The 18,122-nt window shown below is 50.4% G+C and carries 18 protein-coding genes; 10 read left to right on the top strand and 8 right to left on the bottom strand.

Annotated features, from left to right (window positions below):
- The first annotated feature begins 162 nt into the window (after nt 1-162).
- The 4 genes from ELY33_RS01255 to ELY33_RS01240 all read left to right on the top strand — a co-directional run bounded on the left by ELY33_RS01255 (nt 163) and on the right by ELY33_RS01240 (nt 3,969).
- Complete coding sequence (locus tag ELY33_RS01255) at nt 163-1,587, top strand: cytochrome ubiquinol oxidase subunit I (protein ID WP_126942737.1); 1,425 nt, start codon at nt 163-165, stop codon at nt 1,585-1,587.
- Nucleotides 1,584-2,585 carry a cytochrome d ubiquinol oxidase subunit II gene (gene cydB, locus ELY33_RS01250; RefSeq protein ID WP_126942734.1) on the top strand — a complete coding sequence of 334 codons (1,002 nt, stop codon included), beginning with the start codon at nt 1,584-1,586 and terminating at the stop codon, nt 2,583-2,585. The genes ELY33_RS01255 and cydB overlap by 4 nt, the downstream gene beginning before the upstream one ends.
- 35 nt (nt 2,586-2,620) lie before the next feature.
- Nucleotides 2,621-2,968, top strand: coding sequence for a carboxymuconolactone decarboxylase family protein (locus ELY33_RS01245; RefSeq protein WP_126942731.1), 348 nt, complete (start codon nt 2,621-2,623; stop codon nt 2,966-2,968).
- Nucleotides 2,969-3,075: 107 nt separating this feature from the next.
- On the top strand, nt 3,076-3,969 hold the full coding sequence (locus ELY33_RS01240) for an alpha/beta hydrolase (RefSeq protein ID WP_208644180.1): 894 nt from the start codon (nt 3,076-3,078) through the stop codon (nt 3,967-3,969).
- Nucleotides 3,970-4,016: 47 nt separating this feature from the next.
- Here ELY33_RS01240 and ELY33_RS01235 read toward each other — a convergent pair whose 3' ends face one another.
- The 6 genes from ELY33_RS01235 to ELY33_RS01210 form a co-directional block, all read right to left on the bottom strand.
- Entirely contained in the window at nt 4,017-5,483 is a 1,467-nt protein-coding gene (locus ELY33_RS01235) for a dihydrolipoyl dehydrogenase (protein WP_126942728.1), read from the bottom strand.
- Between the two features lie 305 nt (nt 5,484-5,788).
- Nucleotides 5,789-6,697, bottom strand: coding sequence for an MBL fold metallo-hydrolase (locus ELY33_RS01230; RefSeq protein WP_126942725.1), 909 nt, complete (start codon nt 6,695-6,697; stop codon nt 5,789-5,791).
- A gap of 68 nt (nt 6,698-6,765) precedes the next feature.
- Entirely contained in the window at nt 6,766-6,957 is a 192-nt protein-coding gene (locus tag ELY33_RS01225) for a redoxin domain-containing protein (RefSeq protein ID WP_244208538.1), read from the bottom strand.
- A gap of 144 nt (nt 6,958-7,101) precedes the next feature.
- Entirely contained in the window at nt 7,102-7,356 is a 255-nt protein-coding gene (locus ELY33_RS01220; RefSeq protein ID WP_479694249.1) for a DUF2798 domain-containing protein, read from the bottom strand.
- A gap of 159 nt (nt 7,357-7,515) precedes the next feature.
- Nucleotides 7,516-7,974, bottom strand: a complete 459-nt coding sequence (locus tag ELY33_RS01215) for a DsrE family protein (RefSeq protein ID WP_126942719.1) — start codon at nt 7,972-7,974, stop codon at nt 7,516-7,518.
- A gap of 43 nt (nt 7,975-8,017) precedes the next feature.
- Nucleotides 8,018-8,608, bottom strand: a complete 591-nt coding sequence (locus ELY33_RS01210) for a rhodanese-like domain-containing protein (RefSeq protein ID WP_126942716.1) — start codon at nt 8,606-8,608, stop codon at nt 8,018-8,020.
- Between the two features lie 286 nt (nt 8,609-8,894).
- Between ELY33_RS01210 and dsrO the strand changes: the two genes are divergently transcribed.
- The 5 genes from dsrO (at nt 8,895) to ELY33_RS01185 (ending at nt 15,341) form a co-directional block, all read left to right on the top strand.
- Nucleotides 8,895-9,671 (top strand): sulfate reduction electron transfer complex DsrMKJOP subunit DsrO, encoded by a 777-nt coding sequence (gene dsrO, locus ELY33_RS01205; protein ID WP_126942713.1) that lies wholly within the window; start codon nt 8,895-8,897, stop codon nt 9,669-9,671.
- A complete protein-coding gene (gene nrfD / locus ELY33_RS01200) occupies nt 9,655-10,869 on the top strand; it encodes an NrfD/PsrC family molybdoenzyme membrane anchor subunit (RefSeq protein ID WP_126942710.1) in 1,215 nt (404 codons plus the stop codon). The genes dsrO and nrfD overlap by 17 nt, the downstream gene beginning before the upstream one ends.
- Nucleotides 10,862-13,957 (top strand): molybdopterin dinucleotide binding domain-containing protein, encoded by a 3,096-nt coding sequence (locus ELY33_RS01195; protein WP_126942707.1) that lies wholly within the window; start codon nt 10,862-10,864, stop codon nt 13,955-13,957. The genes nrfD and ELY33_RS01195 overlap by 8 nt, the downstream gene beginning before the upstream one ends.
- A gap of 434 nt (nt 13,958-14,391) precedes the next feature.
- On the top strand, nt 14,392-14,850 hold the full coding sequence (locus tag ELY33_RS01190; protein WP_126942704.1) for an SRPBCC family protein: 459 nt from the start codon (nt 14,392-14,394) through the stop codon (nt 14,848-14,850).
- Between the two features lie 35 nt (nt 14,851-14,885).
- Complete coding sequence (locus ELY33_RS01185) at nt 14,886-15,341, top strand: PAS domain-containing protein (RefSeq protein WP_126942701.1); 456 nt, start codon at nt 14,886-14,888, stop codon at nt 15,339-15,341.
- A gap of 105 nt (nt 15,342-15,446) precedes the next feature.
- Here the strand turns inward: ELY33_RS01185 and ELY33_RS01180 are convergent, their stop codons facing one another.
- On the bottom strand, nt 15,447-16,289 hold the full coding sequence (locus ELY33_RS01180; RefSeq protein WP_167470021.1) for a cysteine hydrolase family protein: 843 nt from the start codon (nt 16,287-16,289) through the stop codon (nt 15,447-15,449).
- A gap of 104 nt (nt 16,290-16,393) precedes the next feature.
- Between ELY33_RS01180 and ELY33_RS01175 the strand changes: the two genes are divergently transcribed.
- Nucleotides 16,394-17,302 (top strand): AraC family transcriptional regulator, encoded by a 909-nt coding sequence (locus ELY33_RS01175; protein WP_126942698.1) that lies wholly within the window; start codon nt 16,394-16,396, stop codon nt 17,300-17,302.
- Nucleotides 17,303-17,368: 66 nt separating this feature from the next.
- On the opposite strand, the gene ELY33_RS01170 is transcribed toward ELY33_RS01175, so the two are convergent.
- On the bottom strand, nt 17,369-18,106 hold the full coding sequence (locus ELY33_RS01170; protein WP_126942695.1) for an SDR family oxidoreductase: 738 nt from the start codon (nt 18,104-18,106) through the stop codon (nt 17,369-17,371).
- Nucleotides 18,107-18,122: the final 16 nt, after the last annotated feature.

Here is an 18,122-nt window from a genome sequence, read left to right as displayed (position 1 = left end):
TTCCACCCCCTCTTGTCTATTGCTTCAGTTCCGCCTCATGTATCATAAAAAAGTAATAAGCATAGTACTTAAAGAAATATAAGAGAGATGCGTTCTTGTTTACCACACGTAACACGCCCACTCATCTATCTCTTATCATGCTTCATGCTATTGGAGGTTTAAATGGAGCTCGATCCGCTATTTTTATCCCGCTTGCAATTCGCGTTTGTCGTTTCCTTCCACGCTATATTCCCAGTGTTTACTATTGGCTTAGCATCCTATATCGCCGTGTTACATGGTTTGTTTTATAAAACTGCCAACCAAGCATGGGATCGTCTAGCTCAGTTCTGGACAAGGGTATTTGCTGTCGTATTCGGCATGGGCGTGGTTTCAGGCATCGTGATGTCCTTTCAATTTGGCACCAACTGGAGCAACTTTTCGTACGCCACCTCGAATTTTCTGGGCCCTGTGCTCAGCTACGAAGTAGTCACTGCTTTCTTTCTTGAAGCTGCTTTCTTGGGTGTACTTTTATTTGGCCGCCACAAGGTACCCCAAGGGGTTCACTTGTTTGCCGCCATCATGGTGGCGATCGGCACGTTCATTTCGTCGTTTTGGATTCTTTCCGCTAACAGCTGGATGCAAACACCGGCGGGCTATGAGCTGATTGATAGGCGCTTCCACATTACGTCCTGGCTTGAGGCTATTTTTAACCCCTCGTTCTGGTACCGCTTTGCGCACATGGGCATGGCCTCTTTCCTCACCGGTGGTTTTGTCGTCGCAGGCGTTAGCGCCTGGTATTTGCTGCGCAACCGCGATGTGGAGGCCAACAAAAAAGCACTTTCCATGTGTTTATGGCTACTCCTATTTCTCACGCCAGCGCAGGCAGTGATTGGTGATTTCCATGGCCTCAATACGCTTGAGCACCAGCCAACGAAAGTAGCGGCGATGGAAGGTAACTGGGAAACCGGCTCTAACGTACCGCTGCTGCTCTTTGCGCTGCCGGATCAGGAAAACCAGACGAACCGTTTTGAGATTGGCATCCCCAGCATGGCGAGCATCATTCTCACACATAGCGCAGAGGGGGTGATCCCCGGCATTTCTGAGGTCGCGCCCGACGAGCAGCCTCCCGTTGCGCTTGTATTCTGGTCGTTCCGTGTAATGGTGGGCATTGGTTTTTTAATGATAGGCGTCGCGGTAGCTGGGTTGTTAATGCGTCGAAAAGGACATGCTTTCAAGAATCCGCTGTTTCTCAAAACACTGGTAGTCATGATCGTCACGCCCTTTCTTGCCGTGCTCTCCGGCTGGATTGTCACAGAAGCCGGGCGCGCTCCTTGGTTGGTATACGGTGTGATGACGCATGCCCAGGGGCTAACTCCCTCATTAACGGGCGGCATGGCTCTGTTCACGCTGATTGGCTATATCGCTGTCTATAGTGTGGTTTTTGTCGTGGGTGTGTATTACCTCACGCGCGTTGTACGCAATGGAATGCTTGATGACTCCAACGAGATTGATGGGGAAGTTGAGCGTCCCAAACGTCCGCTGTCAGCAGCACATACCCCGATTGATGACGATTTGGTCGAAAACGCGACAGGAGCAAACGCATCATGAGTATTGACTTAGCCATTATTTGGGCCGTCATCATCGGCTTCGGCGTCATCATGTACGTCATTATGGATGGATTCGATTTAGGCCTGGGGATTCTGTATCCCTTTGCTCCCGACGAGGAATCGCGCGATGTGATGATGAACTCTGTAGCGCCGGTATGGGATGGCAATGAAACCTGGCTAGTACTTGGCGGCGCGGGGCTTCTGGGTGCGTTTCCACTGGTCTATTCGGTTTTTTTGCCCGCCTTGTATATCGGTGTATTTCTGATGCTGGCTGGTTTAATTTTCCGCGGTATTTCGTTTGAATTTCGTTTTAAATCCCATAAAAACCGTCGCTGGTGGAACCGTGCGTTCTTCTTAGGCTCGGCCATCGCGGCATTTGCACAAGGCGCCGTAGTGGGTGCCTATATCCAAGGGTTTACCGTTGAAGATTTTCGCTATGCTGGCGGTGCACTTGATTGGCTAACGCCGTTCACGGTACTCACAGGGGTAGGGCTGATGGCAGGCTATGCGCTACTAGGCGCCACTTGGCTCATTATGAAATCAGAAGGGCATGTGCAGCAGTGGGCCTACACCATAACGCCTAAACTGTTAATCGCGGTCTTAGCCGTGTTTGCCATTGTTAGTATCTGGACACCGCTGGTTAGCCCTGAGGTATATAGCCGCTGGCTGGATCAGTTCCGGCTCATCTGGGTATTTCCAGTGCTGGCATTACTTTGCTCAGGCATGGTGTACCGTTCGGTGAAGCGCCAAAATGAAGGCCTGCCTTTCGTCATGGCGCTTGGCATCTTTTTGTTTACCTATCTTGGGTTAATCGCCAGTAAGTGGCCGGTGATTGTGCCGCCAAACTACACCATTTGGGATGCTTCTTCTGCTCCGGAATCCCAGCTGTTTTTGTTAATAGGCTTTCTGTTTGTTATCCCCATTGTACTTGCCTATACCGCTTGGACCTATTGGATATTTCGCGGCAAGGTAAAAGTGGGTGAAGGCTATCATCACTGATCTAACTAACGTCATCTCACTTAAAGGAGACCGCTGTGCATAAAGATTGGCAAAAAAAGACCCAAGACCTTTCGGCGCTAATGCAGGATATTGGCAAAAACATTCCAGATGTTGCCAAAGGGTTTACCCAAATGGCTAAGGGAGCAAACAAAGAAGGCGCCCTTTCGCACAAACATAAAGAACTGATGGCGTTAGCAATTGGCATTAGTGTGCGCTGCGATGGGTGCATTGCTTTCCACTCTAAAGCTGCTGCAGAGCTTGGCGCAACCCGCGAAGAAGTGATGGAGATGCTAGGCGTTTGTATGTACATGGGCGGTGGACCGGCGTTTACCTATGCTGCCCAAGCACTGGAAGCATTCGATAGTTTCGCTAATCAGGACTAAGCAGTCTTATCGTGCACACCTGCCCTCTTTTAAGCATAAAAGAGGGCCTACCTCGTTTTCCTCAACGATAAATAGTTACCGTTGGCACCGTATAGTAAGGATAAAGCATGAACCTATGGCTATGGGCCCCTGGTACTCTCATCATTAGCATACTGGTCGTTATGCTCTTCCACTTTTTTCATCAGCGCCTGCGCCATCAGCTTACCCCTGCCCGTGAATCAGTTGTTAACTTAGAAAATCCGGTCTTTTCTAATCGCCAAACCATACGTTTTGCAACGGCGCGAGGGCTCACATTAGAAGGATGGTGGTTTACCACTACGCATGAACAGAAGGGACATGCGGTATTGACCCATGGCTGGGGGTCTAATCGTACCGCTCTACTACCGTTAGTTCCCATATTGCTAGCGGCTGGCTGGAACGTGCTGGTATTCGATGTGCGCAATCATGGCAACAGTGATGAAGATACATTCTCCTCAATGCCACGTTTTGCCGAAGATATTGACGCTGCACTCACTTGGTTACATAGCACCAATAATCGATGTGCCACGGCACTGATTGGCCATTCAGTCGGTGCTGCTGCCACGCTGCTAGCAGCGTCACGGCGAAGAGATATAACCGCCGTTGTTAGTATATCGAGCTTTGCTCATCCTGCGGATATGATGAAGCGATGGTTGGCAGAAAAAGGCATGCCGTTTTTCCCCCTCGGCTGGTACGTACTTCGTTATGTAGAGCGGGTGATCGGGTATCGGTTTGATAGCATTGCCCCGCTACATACGTTAGCGCGCATCACCTGCCCCGTCCTTTTAGTTCATGGCGACAGTGATTGCGTAATACCGCCAACAGATGCCGATAGACTGGCCAACCAAACGGACAACGCGATGCTGCGCTTAGTGCCGGGCGGACACGACTTAACATCAAGCATGGCGCAACATAGTGATGAACTGGTGGCATTTTTGCAGGCATCTATCGTTTCAAAGGAAACGGTATGCCCCACCATATAGCCCTCAGCTCAACATTTTCTTACCAATGTATTATCTACACCCGTTTATCAGTCGCCTGGCCCGCACTCCATACAGCGCTCAGTAATGCTCGACCCTTGCTTCAAGTTAGCCTGCAAGTCACGCAACCCAGACCTTACGCCCTCTTCAATGACAGGATGATAAAAAGGCATTGCCAGCATTTGGCTAACGGTTAACTTTTGCTCTAAGGCCCAGGCAAGCAAATGGGCAATGTGCTCTGCACGGGGCCCTAACATTTCAGCCCCTAAAAAAAGCCCGCTGCCATGCTCAGCATAAAGTGCTAAGTAACCATGGTTTTCTCCAATTACCAATGCCCTGCCTTGGTCGTCAAATGACACGCCTCCCTCAGCAATACAGTCACAACCTCCATAGCGCGTTTCTAGCGCCGCACGACTTTCGCCCACAATGGCCATCTGGGGTTCGGTAAACACAATCGCGAGCGGAACATTACGTTGCCCCACTTGCACATCGTCTAAACAAGCGGCATTGCGTCCGGCAATTTTTCCTTCCGTGATTGCCTCATGAAGTAGCGGAGCTGACTGGTTCGCATCTCCTGCAATAAAAATATGGCTAGGTGTGTTGTCCTTGCCCAAACACTGCGTGGTAAAACGATTGAACATAGGAACGCCACGCTCATCTAGCGCCAGGGCTGCTTTCTCAATATCCAACTGATCTACGTTAGGTTTACGCCCTGTTGCCGCTAGAACGTAGTCGACTATTTCGGTGACTTTTTGGCCACTTTCTCGCTCGTAAAACGTAATGGCAACGCCATTGTCATGCTGCTCAACATGCTCAATCGTGGCATCAGGATCAAGATATAGCTCGCGACTGAACGTTTCATCGGCTAGCTGCCGCAGTTTCTCAGACTGAAAAGGTCCAATAGCACCGCCAACACCAAAAGTGCGCGTACGCACGCCCAATCGACTAAGCGCTTGCCCCAACTCCATGCCAATGACGCCCGGCCCTACTACGGCAACGGATGGCGGCAGACTATCCCAGTCAAACACATCATCATTGATGATTAAGCGGTCTCCCGCACCTTCTAATAAGCGCGGCCATGTTGCTCGAGAACCAGTGGCAATAATGATGGCGTTGGCTGTCAGTTGGGTATGGTCATCAATAGCCAGCGTGTAGGGATCGATAAAACGCGCGTGCCCCTGCAGGCGGTGTGACTCGGGAATCGACGCCATAGAGGCCAAGACGTTGCCAACAAAACGGTCGCGCTCACCTTTTACCCTAGTCATCACCGCATGCCCATCAACCACCATATCGTTAATGGTGACACCGAACATTGCAGCGTTGCGGGCACTGTGGGCCGTGTTGGCGGCGGCTATCAGTAACTTAGAGGGCATGCAGCCTACCCTAGCGCAAGTGGTGCCGTAAGCACCTGCTTCAATTAAAACAACATCATCGGTGTGCTTACGTGCAGCGTGCCACGCGCTAAGCCCAGCGCTGCCCGCTCCAATAATGGCGATCTTCGTTTGCTGCTGTTGCATAACGTTTTTTCCTCTAACTTATGTAAGCAATCACTTCGCTCAGCAAGCGTGCTGACATTCTATTGCCGTGAGTGCTTAATCGGGATAAACCAACGCTTGCTAGGCATTGAAGGTAGCGAAAACATCGGCCCTGTGAGTTCATGATAAAGGTTGGTGTCTTTTAAGCGATCCATCACGGGGACATTTATTTCGGCTACAAGCAGCCCAGCGATAGCCGATAACTAAAACGATAGCCAATAACTAAGGCGATAAGCAGCTTCATTAGCAAACGCGTCACTACCAATCGTCTGGAAGTTACAAATACGCTAATCCCAAGCAGCACCCTCTAAGGCATCCAGTGGAATTTTTAAAAAACGCTTACCATTAGCTTCTGGCTCCGGCAATCGACCGCCTCGAGCATTCACCTGTAGAGCGTGCAGAATTAACTTAGGCATGGGTAGCTCGCTATCACGTTGATGGCGTAAGGCGATGTAATCCGTTTTACTGACGCCTGCTAAGTGCGGGTTGCAATCGCGCTGTTCCGCCACCGTACTTTCCCACTGAGGCTCGCGGCCATCGGGCATATAGTCATGCCCAGTAAACACGCGTGTTGTTTCTGGAAGCGCAAGAATCTGCTGAATAGAGTTCCACAGCACGTTGGCATCGCCACCGGGGAAGTCCGCCCGTGCAGTGCCAAAATCAGGTTGGAAAAGTGTGTCATGAACAAACGCTGCATCACCAATGACATAGGTAATAGAAGCAAGTGTATGGCCTGGTGAATACATTACCCGAGCACTTAACTCACCGATGGTAAACGTCTCGCCTTCTGCAAATAACTTATCCCATTGGCGTCCGTCGGCGGGCATGTCAGGCCAGTGGTAAATCTCTTTCCACAGCGCCTGCACCTGGGTTACGTGCTGACCAATAGCCGTTGGAGCGCCGGTTTTTTCTTTCAAATATTGCGCTGCAGAGAAGTGATCGGCATGGGGATGGGTATCAAGAATCCACACCACCGACAAACCTTCTTTATTGATGTAGGCCAGTAGCTCGTCAGCATGATGAGTCGCTGTAGCGCCTGATTTTTCGTCAAAATCTAATACAGGATCAATAATCGCACACTGCTTCGTCGCAGGATCGCTCACCACGTATTGGATGCTAAAGGTGCGCGGGTCAAAAAAACCAGCAACATCAGGTGTTCCTCTATCGGTGTGCTCAGAATGCGCAAAAATATTCATGCGTTATTCTCCTAAAAATTGGCTGAAAACTCCGTGATGACTGACCGTAGTCAGTCATCCAGTCGTCATCAACAGGTGTTAAACGGATTTTTTGCAGAAGTACCAGTCAGTGTACTCGTAGCCTTCGTGGTGCATACCTGCGTAAAATCAGACGGGTGGGCAAAAAGTACTAACCACTTACTACGATAGTCGCTCAACGACTTTTCACCGTGCGTAGTTTTAGCAGTGAAATCGCGAGATTGGCGGTTAATCTGGGGCATGACCGATTGCATCACTAAAATTAAATATCCTTTCCTCAGCAGACCAAATACGTTTTGGGTGCCGTTATGTTTGGTAATGTGGACTACACAATAATATTAAGGCGTTGTACTTGTTAGCGGCGCACAGCAAGGATTTATAAGCTGTTATTTAAAATCTCTTCTAATCAACATAGCCGCTAATTTTTGTAGCTGAGGAGCCCCTACTAATATCAGGCAGAATGCTATTGGCCATGCAATATAAAATGCTTGCCACCAGCGCCCAAGAAAACCATCCACCATTCCTGTATTAGCCCAGGTAATGACAAATGTCATTATAGTAACCATATAAATTGACATTAAAATAGAAAAAATAGCGCGAGAAAACCGTGGGGGAAAAATCACATCACCTCCAATCACCATAAATTAAAAAACCATTTCTAGTAGCACGACTTATACAAGCTAAAAAAATCATTAATCAGAGGATTTTTTAGCAAAACATAGAGCTGGTGACTATTTTAAACACAACAAAAAAAACTGCGCCACGAGCTTACTCGTCATAGCGCAGTTATCGGTTAATAATTAAAAGCTGAGCACTGGTATGTTCGGGTCACGCATCATTTCTGCCATTGGACCTGGTGCAGCAACGCCGACACCATCTAAAAGATTTTCTTGAGTATAATCTGAGTTGGGGAGGTAAATTGCGCAGACATCAACATTTGCCCCTTCCGCCATAAGCATGCTTAATATACCTTCTGGCGTCACTTGCCCTGCAGGATTACTAGGCGGGGTGTTAACAGCTTTATCGCTCTCGTAACCACTAACAGCAAGATCACCTGCTGCATCGCATAGCAGAAAATGTAACTCCGTCCCCTGTTGATACATAGCGTTACCCAATATCATCGCCATGGTTTGTGTTTCAAGAGAGTCACTAGTCAAGATTATTAGAGCTTTATCGCTCTCACTGGAGTGGTTTTCAGCTGTTGCCAGTACAGGAACTGCAAAAGCAAAAGCACCGGCTATCAATAATAATTTTCGCATAGTTGTTTCCTTTAAAGAGTAGTTAGGTGTTGTGTGCACCTTATTATTGAGCACTAGACCAAGCTACATTCGGATCTACGTCATAACTCCACGGTAAACCTGAATTGCGCCAGCCATTACGAGCACGGACTCCTTTAGAGTCCCCTTCTGCCAAGGTACCGCCTTCAAAACCATCACTCACCGAATACACGTTAGAAAATCCCATACTTGCAATTTCATCCGCTGCGGGCGCACTACGTGTTGCCCCCGAGCGGCACATAACAATAATAGGCGTGTTTTCGTTAACTTGATGCTTAGCTAGGGCTACCTGGACCTGTTCCGCGAAATCAGAATTGCGCACCATCGGCCAAGTACTGTTTGCTGCGTCAAACTGACTGTTGTCAGCAATGACCCAGGGTACATGTATATCGGTAGGCTCAGCGAAGCCTGTAAATTTGATTTCAACTGGGTCACGGACATCAATCAAAATAGCGTCCTCGTTTTCCTCAAGTAACGCATAGGCTTCTCGCGCGTTCACATAAAGTCCTAAGGACGTCTCGCGGTAGGCTGCTGCATCATCAGCAACGACAACGGTAGATGCCGGTATTAGCGCGGTAACCATCGCAGTCGTCAGAATTATTCTTAATTTTTTCATAACAAAAACCTATAAGCTAATAACACAATTAAATATTAGCCCATTTTTAAGGCGTCCGCACGAGGTATTTAGTCGCATCAAATATGAATATAAATCGATAGATCCTGTTGCTCCCATAACGCTTTAAAAACAGTTTGTTAGCGCTTTAAGATTAAGGCAGCATTAAGACTTTAACGGTAACTCATTGACACGTATCAATTTTTCACATTAACCAACAGCGTATCCTTAGTGTATCTCGATCTTCCGCCGCCATGTGCGCGTGATCTTCATCAGCTAAGGAGGCGTTATGGACGCCATACGCCGGTCGTTACTAGGCCAGCTGGCCCGCCTAAGTGCAGGCGCTGCGCTAGTACCGTTTTCCAGTCTTGCCAACGCAGGTATCAATCAGCAGCCTGCACGTCGCGAAGGCGACCCCACCAAACGTTATGGCATGCTGATCGATCTGCGCCAGTGTATCGGCTGTCAGGCCTGCACGGTGTCGTGCCATATCGAGAATGCCGCGCCGTTAGGTCAGTTCCGCACGACGGTTTCTCAATATGAGGTACAGCACCAAGAGAGCGGTGAGCTGGCGACTTTTATGCTGCCACGACTGTGTAACCACTGCGAAAATCCACCCTGCGTGCCGGTTTGTCCCGTTGAAGCGACTTATCAACAGCAGGATGGCATCGTTGTGGTAGATAGTGATCGCTGTGTCGGCTGTGCTTACTGCGTTAACGCCTGCCCTTACGATGCACGCTTCATTAATGAACGAACGCAAACCGCTGACAAGTGCACATTCTGCTCCCACCGTTTAGAAGCTGGGCTGTTGCCCGCCTGTGTTGAAAGCTGCGTAGGCGGCGCGCGGATTATTGGCGATATGCGTGATCCAAACAGCCAAATTAGCCGTCTAATTAACGAGCATCGCGACGCCCTCATGGTGCTCCAGCCAGAAAAAAACACCTTTCCCCAAGTGTTCTACCTAGGTATGGATGAGCGCTTCACTACTCGCCCGATGGCGGAACCTGTGGCGCTTGAAGTGTTCGATCCCCACGGTCAGGAGATGGGCTATGAATTCCACCATTGAACTACTCGCCCCACGTTATGACATCGCTTGGTACCCCTGGGCAGTCCAGTACTTTTTTATGATCGCGGTCTCTTACGCCAGTCTATGGCTAACTGCTCCGGCGTTAATTTTCGGCAAACAAGCTTGGCTACCCACCGCACGCTTAGCACTCATTGCTTGCATCAGCACTACGTTAGTAGCACCAGTGGCCTTGTTGGCAGATTTACACCAGCCACTGCGTTTCTGGCACTTTTATGCTTACGCCAACACTCACTCGTGGATGTCGATTGGCAGTGTGGTACTGCCTCTTTACCTGATCAGCATCTTAGGCCTTGCTTGGTTGGCCTGGCGGCCTGCGTTACAAGCCCAGCGAAACACCGCAGGAATTGGTGGGTTTATCGCAAAATGGCTAAGCATGGGAAGTGGTTCTACGCCCAGAGCGCTGGTAGCCGTGGTTTGCTTGGCCGCGCTTTTACTTTCTAGCGGCATCATGTTCTATACCGGTGCTGAGTTGGCTATCGTCAAAGCTCGCCCCTTATGGAACACAATTTGGCTACCGCCCATGCTGGTTGCCACCGGTTTTATTGCTGCCGCGGGGCTGCTATTAGTACTTAACCGGGTGAGCGGACTTTGTTCACAAACCGCTATTCGACAGATGCTATATGTACTGTTAGTGGCTTGTGGGGTGGCAGGACTCATCGCCTTTAGCTGGTTTTTAGATGGCATTAATGCCCATGTCGGCTCTGTAGCCGCCGCACTTGAATCTGTACGCTACAGCCCCTCTTGGCGCAACACCGCGTTATGGGGAGGCATCACCGGTATCGGCCTATTCGCCGCTGTTATCGTGCTACTAACACGCTCACCCAAGCGCCAACCTACTCTTTTTGCCTGGGCATGGTTGCTGGGGCTAGTGGCTATTCATATGGGCTGGATGTTCCGTTGGGTGGTATTGATGGATGTTCAGCATGTGGCACGTAACAGCGCGGGCTTCCACCACTATGGCATTCCCGCTGGCTCTTCCGGCATTTTAGGCATTGTCGGCACCTTTGGTCTGTGGCTCGCCGCTATTTTACTGATTGAACTGTTTATCCCTTGGCGGCAAGCCCAGCAAGGTGGTGTCAGCACGCCTACTCCTCTCGATGCCAATGCATCCAGTGATTCTCTTGCCGCTACCAGTGACTCTCTTAACGCTAAACAAGGAGCGCCTAACCATGGCTAAGTCTTCTCAAGACCTCTCACGCCGCCGGTTTCTTAAAGGCGCTGCTGCCGCAGGCGGTGCAGCCACCTTTGCAGTAGGCTACGCCGACCCGTTGGCCAAAATGGCCAAAGGTGTTACCGGCAGCGCGGGTGAAAAACCTAAGCACAATATTCACGGCAACTCGCTAACACCGGAGTACCGCGTTGATTTAGACACCGGCGAGCTAACCCTTACACCTGACCAGCGGGTTGCCTTTACCATTTGCTACGGCTGCACCACCCAGTGCGGCGTACGCGTTCGGGTCGATGACACGCGTGGAGAGGTGCTGCGGGTTTCGGGCAATCCTTACCACCCGCTTTCCGCCGATGATCACCTACCCATGCGTACCCCCGTGGCCGATGCACTGCGCAGCGTGAGTGCTTTTAAAGAACAAGGCCAAGTGAACCGCTCTACCGCTTGTGCCCGCGGCAATGCAATGATGAGCCAAATCACCAACCCGTTCCGTATCGATCACTGCCTTAAACGAGTAGGTGAACGGGGCAATCGCGAGTGGCAAAAAATTTCCTTTGAGCAACTTATTGAAGAAATATGTGAAGGCGGCGATCTGTTTGGTGAAGGTCAAGTAGACGGCCTGCGTGATATACGCGACCACGATACGCTGATCGACCCTGACAACCCGGAGTTCGGCCCCAAAGCTAATCAGTTGATGGTGATGGAAGCCACAGACTACGGGCGCTCGGATTTGCTTAAACGTTTCACTCTTAACGCCTTCGCTACTCGCAACTATGGCCACCATGGCGCTTACTGTGGATTGGCTTTCCGCATGGGCTCTGGGGCAGTGATGAATAATCTTGTCACCAATGCCCACGTAAAGCCCGATATTCAGAACGCCCGCTTTATTATGTATATCGGCTCTGCGCCTAGTCAGGCAGGGAACCCTTTTAAACGCCAGGGCCGCTTGATTGCTCAGGCCCGTGCCGCCGGCACGTTAGAATATGTTATTGTCGACCCTGCGCTGAATGCCGCCACCTCCCATGCTGCGGACAACAACCGCTGGGTACCGATTCGCCCTGGAACCGACAGCGCCTTTGCCATGGCGATTATTCAGTGGCTGCTGGATAACGAAGGCTATGCGCACGAATTTCTCGAGTTACCCGGTCAAGCCGCCGCCGATGCCGCAGCTGAAACCACCCACTCCAATGCCACCCACTTAGTAATTGATACCTTCGAGCACCCACGCCGGGGCTACTTTTTGCGCGCCAGTGATCTGGGTCTTGCCGAAGCCGGCAGTGATGCAGACACCCCTGTGGTGGTGGCAAACGGTGAACTTGCGCTAAGCGAAGAGGTGATGACCGCTGATCTGTTTGATGAACGCCCGGTAACACTGGCCGATGGCACGACCGTGACGGTAAAAACCAGCCTATCGCTGCTGCGTGAATCAGCCAATGAGTACGATCTAGACACCTATGCCGAACATTGCGGCATTTCTAAAGAAACGATAATTGACTTGGCTCGCCGCTATGCCAGCCATGGTAGAAAAGCAGCCGTTAACTGCCACGGCGGCATGATGTCAGGTAATGGCTTTTACGCTGCCTTCAGCGTGCAAATGCTTAACCTACTGGCAGGCAACTACAACATGAAAGGCGGCAGCGCAGTGGGCGGTGGCACTTACAGCGGTACGGGAGCAGGCCCCCGCTACGACCTAGCCAACTTCCCCGGTAAACGTGGCCCTCAAGGCGTGTTCCTTTCCCGCTCACGCTTTCCCTATGAAAAATCATCAGAGTATCAACGCAAAGCCGCTGCCGGAGAGAATCCTTACCCGGCAAAAGCCCCCTGGCGTTCCTTAGCACCGCCTACGCTCACCGAACATTTACCTTCCGCGCTAGATGGCTACCCCTACCCTATCAAAGCAGTCATTGGCTGTATGGCCAACCCGATTTATGGCCAAGCGGGCCTGAAAAGCGTGATTGTTGATAAGCTGAAAGACCCTAAGCGATTAGGGCTGTTTGTCGCTGTCGATGGTTTTATCAACGAAACTAACCGCTACGCCGATTACATCGTGCCCGATTCGGTGATGTACGAAGTATGGGGGTTCGCGGGTGCATGGAAAGGCACGCTGGGCAAACTCTCCACCGCCTGCTGGCCCGTTGTGGAGCCGCGCCAACAGAAAACCGCCGAAGGTGAGCCGGTATCTATGGACAGCTTCTTTATTGCCGTTGCTAAGCGGCTGGGGCTGCCCGGCTTTGGCGACAACGCCATTCCTGATACCGATGGCCACCTTCACCCGCTTCATCGCGCTGAAGACTATTACCTACGGGCAGCCGCCAATATTGCTTTTCAAGATGAACCGTTACCGGAAGCGAACGCAGCAGACATCACTCATGGCGGTATTGCCCCATTGTTGCCCAAACTCGAACGCACGCTCAAAACAGACGAGCGTGGCCCGGTTGCTTACCTTTACGCGCGAGGTGGGCGCTTTGAAGACGCCAGCGAACACTTTATCGGCGATCATCTAAAAAACCAGTGGAAACGAACGCTGTGTATTTACAACGAAGCAGTTGGCACCAGTATTGATACTACCAACGGCTTACCCAATAGTGGCGTGCCCCGCCACAGGCTTCCCCAGCTAGCCAACAAACAAGCCATGCGCGAGGTGTTTTCAGAACAGCAATGGCCGCTGCTGGCGTTCTCATTCAAGTCCAACTTGATGAACTCCTATGCCATTGGCAACGAGCGGCTAAGAATGATCAAGCCTTACAACCCTGTGCAGATGAATCGCCAGGACGCCGAGCGCTTTGGTATTCAGCATGGCGACACCATTCGCATTGAAAGCCCCGGCGGTAGCGTGGTCGGTCTGGCGCTGGTCAGCGAAAGCGTAGTGCCCGGCGCATTGGGTATCGAACACGGCTACGGCCATAAAGACCTAGGTGCCACGCCGCACATTATTGACGGAGAGTCTCAACCCGACATGCCCTGGATGCGGGCAGGTATCAACATAAACGACCTAGGCTTTCAAGACCCCACACGGGAAGTAGGCGGCACGTGGCTAGAACCCATTAGCGGTGCCAGCGTGCGACAGGGATTGCCTGTTAAGGTAAGTAAACTTTGAAAAAATAGTCAAAGCACTTGCTCTTGTTTGCCCAGGTCTTAGTATCAAAATAACTTGTCGGGAACGTTTCATGGCACATGTGAACGTCCTAGTGCCATGGCGGCATCTAATCGAGGCGTTATCGTTGACGCCGCCATGGCAGCATCTAGTTCGAGTGGATAACGGGAAATATAGGTGGTGATGTAAAGTATCTCAGCATGGAAATATATCTGGCTGAAGATAACCATAATGACTATTTCGATTTAGTTACGTTGGAAAACGGGCGCAGTGCCCCATGTTGCGTTCTGGTAAATAACGCCTTGAGGGCCTGCTGAGATTTCTGCTATGTTCAACGCTTAGCGTATTCGCAATAGAACCCAACAACGATTCTATTGGCACAAATGCTCATAGCGTTGCGAACTCCCGTAAACGTTTTAATGGGAAGTACTCGAACGATGGTTAAGTCCCAATCCAGTATCCTGATTCGCTGTTCGGTGCCTGATGTTTTTGGCTTCGTAGTGACCGATTTTGCCCAGAACTATCCACGCTGGTCACCCGAGGTTCAGAAGCTGACACCCTTGAGCAGCGGGCCATTGGTTGTCGGGTGGACAGCGCGGCAGGTAAGAATAGACCAAGGGCGCCGTACCGAGGCCGACTTCAAAGTCATTGAGCTAGAACCTGATCGCCGAGTATGTTTCAAAGGCATCAAGGATCCGTTTGTTATCCACTACATTTTCGAACCTCAACTGGACTGCACACGGCTCACCTTCAGTTTTGAATTGGCGCGCCTGAGCTTCGCTATGCGGCCGTTTGAGAAACTCATTCGCATAGCGGTCAAGGATGGTACAGATCGTGTAGTACGCGACCTGAAGACTCTGGCCGAACGGGAACTTGGCCATAAGAAGACGGACTAATATTATCAATATCGTGCCCCCTTGCTGGAGTTACCATGCTATTTATTCCTGATAAAGATACTGGCGTTATCCCGCACGTGTTGACAAAAATTCTGGACACTTGCGTCAATGGAGTAACCCTCTCAGACCCGGACCAGCCAGACTCTCCGATTATTTATGCTAATGAAATTTTCGAGCACATGACGGGCTACAGCCAGGATGAAATCTTGGGTCGCAACTGTCGCTTCCTACAGGGTGAAGATCGTGATCAACCCGAGCTCGATAAGATCCGTGCTGCCCTTAAAGTACATGATTCCGTTGAGGTTACGCTGCGCAACTATCGTAAGGACGGAACGCTATTTCACAACAGGCTAATGATTCAACCGCTGCATGATACCTCGGGTAACTTAATCTATTACCTTGGAGTGCAGTACGATGTAAGCGAACTCGTCAATGCACGAGCTGAGATCGAACGTCTTGAAAATATTCTAAAAACCTCTCCAGCCGATTGATCGTCGTTCAAGTGTTTTTCCTGAGCAATGCATGCATCTTTCTAAAGGGAAGCTTGCTAACCTAAAAGGCTGCGTCATCAACGCAGCCTTTTATTTGCCGGATTTTTACCCCTGTAATTTAGCAACCGTTTCGTCGGTACTCCAAAGCGCATTGGCGATAAACCTAAAATTAGTTAAGGCTGCTAAGTAGCCATCGCCTTCCGGTATTTTTGCTGCGGCAGTAGCGTCACGTACAACGACCACTTCAAATCCCTGTTCTACTAGCTCTCGCAAGTGTGATTCGACACACAAATTTGCTGACATGCCAGCTAAAATAACCTGATCAATCCGGAGCTTACGGAGTTGAAGCGATAAATCGTTGTGCTCGGGGCCATAAATTTTATGCGGAGATGTAATTATTGTTTCACCGTCTTCAATATATTCTTTATATTGCGGCATGAAATCAGCGCCTGTATTACGCGGCAAAGCAGCGAGCGGGTTTTGACGATCGAACATACCAAGCCCATGCATCATTTTTTCTAGCGGACCGCCAAACGTCCATTGGTGGTCGTGCGGAAAGTAAAAATGAGGCGATACCGCCACCGTTATCCCCCGCTGCTTAGCGGCTTCAAACAAACGGCGAATATTTTCTACTGTATTGTGTTCTTGGACGCTTTCCCCGACAACTTGCCACGTCACGCCATCCGGGCTTAAAAAATCTACTTGGGGATCAGTGACAACCAAGGCTGCACGGCTTAGATCTAGTTGAAATCCCGTTTCAGGTAAAACCCCTTCTGCCGGCGGAGCATATGGGTCTTCAGCTGCGCCTTGCGCCATCGCAGCACTTGAAAAACCACCTACTGTTGCGGCCGTAATACCTGCCAGGCCGCCCGCTAATACGCGCCGACGACCTTCATCTACTTTATGAAGAGGAGCTATCGATTGCTGATCACTATGATGGTTGCACATAAGGCAAATCCTCTTGGAGTGTTTTACCCTGGCTACTCTAGGTGCAAACGCCGCAGCAAAAGTCCTAGAAGCGTGCTATATCGTTCGGATCATTGGTGATTACTATGCTTGAAAACGCTCTCAAAGACATGTTGATCAACGTCACTTCATTTGCTGTATGTGATATACGACGGGGCTGGCCGCTGCAGACACCCCCATTAGGAACAGTATCGCTTCATTACGTATTGCACGGAAAAGGCAGTATGGTAGGTCAAAATCATCACCGAACGTTACTGAACGCTGGTAGCTTAGTCATCTGTCCACCCGACTACTCTCTCACTATTGACGAGGTTGCGGGAGAACCATTTGGCATTAACCACTGCACGTCGGCGCATTCACTACATTGGATACGCTCTCATACCGATACGACACTGCCAGGCGTTCTCATTTTATGTGGCTTATTGGAAGTCGACTCACTAACCGGCGGCTCTCCCTTTGACCGCCTGAACATCCCAGTACACCTTGAAAACACAAATGCTGACATCCAGCACCTTTTTCACCAATTATTTCAAGAGTTAGCATTGTCAATGCTTGGAACCACAGCAATGCTGGAAGCAATAATGAAACAATGCTTCATCTTATTGCTACGTGAACTCCAAGCAAATGCACCGGAACACCCATGGTTATTAACATTGGAAGCACCGGAACTACACAATGCCATTGAGGCAATGACACAGCACAAAGGACAACGATTAAACATTGACCAGCTAGCCGAACGTTGTCATATGAGTCGGACGGTCTTTATTGAACGTTTTAAACGTGCTTTTGGGATGCCGCCACAGCGATATTCAAACGAACTACGTCTTCGTCACGCCGCCCGCCTTTTAAACACCACTTCACTACCAGTCAAACGCATTGCCGAACGCTGCGGTTATCTTAGCCGTAGTCAATTCAGCGCCGCTTTTAAAACAAAATTTGGCAATGATCCTGACACATATCGCAAAAAATCCACCTCAATTAGCCATGGCAATTAATCAAACACTCTTCATTTTTAGCCATTCTAAGTGGGGGGCTGAGCGTCACCACCCAGCCAACGCTAGTTAGAGCGGCTGCTTAGTCGGCCGGATAATAATCTCGTTGACATCAACATCCGCAGGCTGTTCGATAGCATAGGCAATCGCCCGGGCAATCGCATCGGCGTCAATGGCCATCTCGTACATCTCATCAACACCCTTGGCAGTATCGGGATCGCTGATTTTACTGGTCAGCTCGGTCGCCACGGCCCCCGGCGAGATATTGGTAGAGCGGATTTCCCCGTCGCCTTCCTGACGGAGACCTTCTGATATGGCTTTCACGGCAAACTTGGTTGCCGAGTAGACGGCCGATGCCGGAAAAACCTTATGCCCAGCTATCGACGAGAGATTGATGATGTGCCCAACATGCTGTTCGCGCATGGTTGGCAGCACGGCGGCGATGCCGTAGAGCACCCCTCTGATGTTGACATCAATCATCTTGTCCCACTCGTCGACTTTAAGCTCATCAAGCGGCGATAGCGGCATCAAGCCTGCATTGTTAATCAGCACGTCGATTCGCCCGAAGGCCTCTTTGGCCGCGGTGGCAAGCGCTTCGACCTGATCGCGGTCAGTGACGTCGGTCACTTGGTAAATAGCGTCACCACCCTGCTCTTTAATAGCATCACGCAGCTCAATAAGACGATCCTCGCGGCGGGCAGCTAGCACCAGCTTTGCGCCACTCTCGGCCAGACGGTGGGCGGTGGCTTTGCCGAGACCACTGCTGGCGCCGGTAATGATGACAACCTTGCCATTAATTTCTGACATAAGACTTCTCCTATTT

The organism is Vreelandella andesensis, assembly GCF_003989795.1.
Lineage (GTDB): Bacteria > Pseudomonadota > Gammaproteobacteria > Pseudomonadales > Halomonadaceae > Vreelandella > Vreelandella andesensis.
The sequence above is the reverse complement of the archived record's forward strand: the minus strand, read 5'-3'. Positions and strand labels throughout refer to the sequence as shown.